Source organism: Bacillus sp. MYb56 (assembly GCF_002976445.1).
Classification (GTDB): domain Bacteria; phylum Bacillota; class Bacilli; order Bacillales; family Bacillaceae_G; genus Bacillus_A; species Bacillus_A mycoides.
In genome coordinates, this window is sequence record NZ_PCOH01000104.1 from 1 (window position 1) to 2,906 (window position 2,906).

Genomic DNA, 2,906 nt, shown 5'->3' on the forward strand with positions numbered 1-2,906 from the left:
GTGGATGTCCATTTCACTATTCTTATTTGAACGATCCATACGGTACGTATTATGGAACAACGAAAACAAAAGGAAATGTTATTTTTGATATTTTTCATAAAGACGAACAAAGAAAGTTTTATAACGGTGTAATGATTGGAAAGCCTGGTGCTGGAAAATCAACATTACTAAAAAAGAAATCAGTAGACTATGCAAGTAAAGGTCATTTTATCCGTATTTTTGATATTGTAGGTGAATTCGAGGAAACAGTACGTGATCTGAACGGGAAAACAATTGCATTAGATGGTTCGCAAGGTCAAATTAACCCACTTCAAGTATATAAGACAGCAGAACTTGAAGAAGTTAGTTTCACTCAACATCTATCTAAACTGACAATTTTTTATCGATTCATTGCGCCAGAAGCAAAAGATGATGAAATTAAAGAATATGAAAATTTGCTTCGTAAATTATATATTCGAATGGGATTATGGAATGATGAAAAAGGAGCGAAAAATGAAATTACAACAAGAAAACCAAATGAGTATCCCATTTTCTCAAACTTTTTATCTTTTGTTCGTGATGAATTATATGAGAATGTAGAAAATAGAAAACACCATGAGAATTTAGGAGAAAGCAGAAAACATCGTTTAGAGTTGATTGAATTAAATCTTGTAAATTTAGTAGAAGCATATGCACAATTATTTGATGGTCATTCCACTATTGAAAACTTTAAAAAAGAACAAGTTGTATCGTTTTCCTTACGAAACATTTCAAATTTTAAACCGGAAGTATTCCAAGCGCAAATTTTTAATGTTTTTAATTTAATATGGGATGAAATGATATCCAATGGTGCGCCACAATTAGAGGCATATACTAAACAACAACTTGCTTTTGAAGATGTAATTCGTTATTTCATTATTATTGACGAGGCGCATCATATAATTAACACGAAAAAAGAAAGCGCTCATGCTTTACAATTTCTAACTAAATTTAGCCGAGAAGATCGAAAATATTTTGCAGGTCTATTATATGCAAGTCATACAATTCGAGATTTTGTACCGGAAGGATCTTCACAAGAAATGATTGACGAAATTAAAAAGCTCTTTGAACTTACACAGTACAAATTTATTATGCAACAAGATAATAACAGTTTAGATATGTTACGAAAAGTATTTGCAGGACAGTTAAGTGAAAGTGAGATTGCAGCAATCCCACATTTGCCAACAGGGGATGTCATTTTAAGTATTGGAGCTGTAAAAAACATTCACTTTCATGTAGAAGTAACAGATGAAGAATTGATGTTATTCGGGGGAGGTGCTTAATACCATGCATCTGGTTTTAAAGATCATACCAAAGAAATGGCTCATCACTTTAGCGTTAATTGTGATGGGTCTTTTTTCTTTTCTTTTACTTGGAGTTATGAGTATTTTTATTGCGGCAATGGGTGGAGAGAGTGGAACAGACACGGGTGATATTACGTATACAGGTGAGGGGCAAGTGATGAATGTTTCGCCCGAAGTTTTAAAATGGGAACCTACGATTCGGAAGCATGCGAAAGATTTTGGCGTGGAACCATTTGTCGCTTTAATGCTTGCACAAATGATGCAAGAGAGCGGAGGCCGAGGGAGCGATCCGATGCAATCATCAGAGGGTGCTTTTAATACGAAATATTGTAAATCACCAAACTGTATTACAGATCCAGATTACAGTATTTGGGCTGGTGTACAGGAGTTTAAACATGCGATAGAAAGAGCAGGTGTAACGAGTCCTGGTGACATGGATCATATCAAAACAGCCCTCCAAGCGTACAACTTCGGAACAGGTTTTTTTGATTTTGTTAATTCAAATGGTGGCAAATATACAAAGGAATTAGCTATAAAATTCTCACAGGAGCAATACAAAAAAGTAGCTCACACTGGTATGTATCATTGCCTTAGACCGGAAGCGGTACCGTATCAAGCGTGCTACGGCGATATTTTGTACGTTGACGCAGTTTTAAAATATTATCAGCCGGGTTCTGTTGTTTCTGGTGGCGGAGGAAATCCAGGTAGTGGAGGAAGTAGCGGCTCAAAGGTTGCCGATGTAGGTCGTCAATGGATAGGTCGTTCTACTTATGTATTTGGTGGGGGACGTAACACAAATGACATTGCAAGAGGTATTTTTGATTGTAGTAGTTTTGTACGCTGGGCATTCGAACAAGTAGGAATGAATGTAAGTCCAATGGGAGCTGTAAGTACGGAAACATTAAATAAAATCGGTACAAAAGTATCAGCAAATGATATGAAACCGGGGGACGTTATATTCTTTGATACTTACAAACATGATGGGCATGTTGGAATTGTAATTGATAAAAATACTTTCATTGGATGCCAAACAAATAAAGGGGTTTTCATTGAAGATTTAAATAATCCGTATTGGCAAAAAGTCTTTTCTGGTCATGTAAGAAGGTTCTAAAAAAATGAAAAAGTAAAGGGGAAATCAAAATGAAATTAATAGAAGCACCGATTGAAGAATTTAAAAATGTAGTCATTAAACCATCAAACTATTTGATCCAAAACGTTGATGATTCAAATTTTCTTTTACATCGAGAGTTGAAAGAAAACGAGATATCACACTTTATAGAACACAAAACCTTTCACTATGAAGGGAAAACTTATTTATGGGTGGTAGCAAATTTCCCATCAGAAGAGGCAGCAAAAACAGCAATACAATCATACTGGAATGCTACTAAAAAACTAAACGATATTACGAAGTAAAGGAGAAAATGATATGAAAGATAAACGGAAATTCTTGTTTATTGTGTTTGCCATTTTAGTTGTAGGTGTGACAGCTTTTAATATCTATTTGAGCAAAAAATCAATGAGTGATGGCAAAGAAAAACAGTTAAAACTTTCAAATGAATTACTAACAAAACAAAATGAAGACTT

Annotated in this window: 3 protein-coding genes and 1 pseudogene; all 4 read left to right on the forward strand. The window is 34.7% G+C overall.

The features are described from left to right. Positions 1–1,301, forward strand: a 1,301-nt coding sequence (locus tag CQ058_RS31060; protein ID WP_105590256.1) for a VirB4 family type IV secretion system protein, incomplete at its 5' end; no start/stop codon positions are given. Between the two features lie 4 nt (positions 1,302–1,305). Then, positions 1,306–2,433, forward strand: coding sequence for a bifunctional lytic transglycosylase/C40 family peptidase (locus CQ058_RS31065; RefSeq protein WP_063225652.1), 1,128 nt, complete (start codon positions 1,306–1,308; stop codon positions 2,431–2,433). Between the two features lie 29 nt (positions 2,434–2,462). Continuing rightward, a complete protein-coding gene (locus CQ058_RS31070; RefSeq protein ID WP_105590257.1) occupies positions 2,463–2,735 on the forward strand; it encodes a hypothetical protein in 273 nt (90 codons plus the stop codon). 13 nt (positions 2,736–2,748) lie between these two features. Next, positions 2,749–2,906, forward strand: a pseudogene (locus CQ058_RS31075) (MerR family transcriptional regulator); the annotation flags it as partial.

Coding starts and splice junctions, on each gene's coding strand:
- CQ058_RS31065 (WP_063225652.1), top strand. CDS start 1,306: ATGCATCTGGTTTTAAAGATCATACCAAAGAAATGGCTCATCACTTTA.
- CQ058_RS31070 (WP_105590257.1), top strand. CDS start 2,463: ATGAAATTAATAGAAGCACCGATTGAAGAATTTAAAAATGTAGTCATT.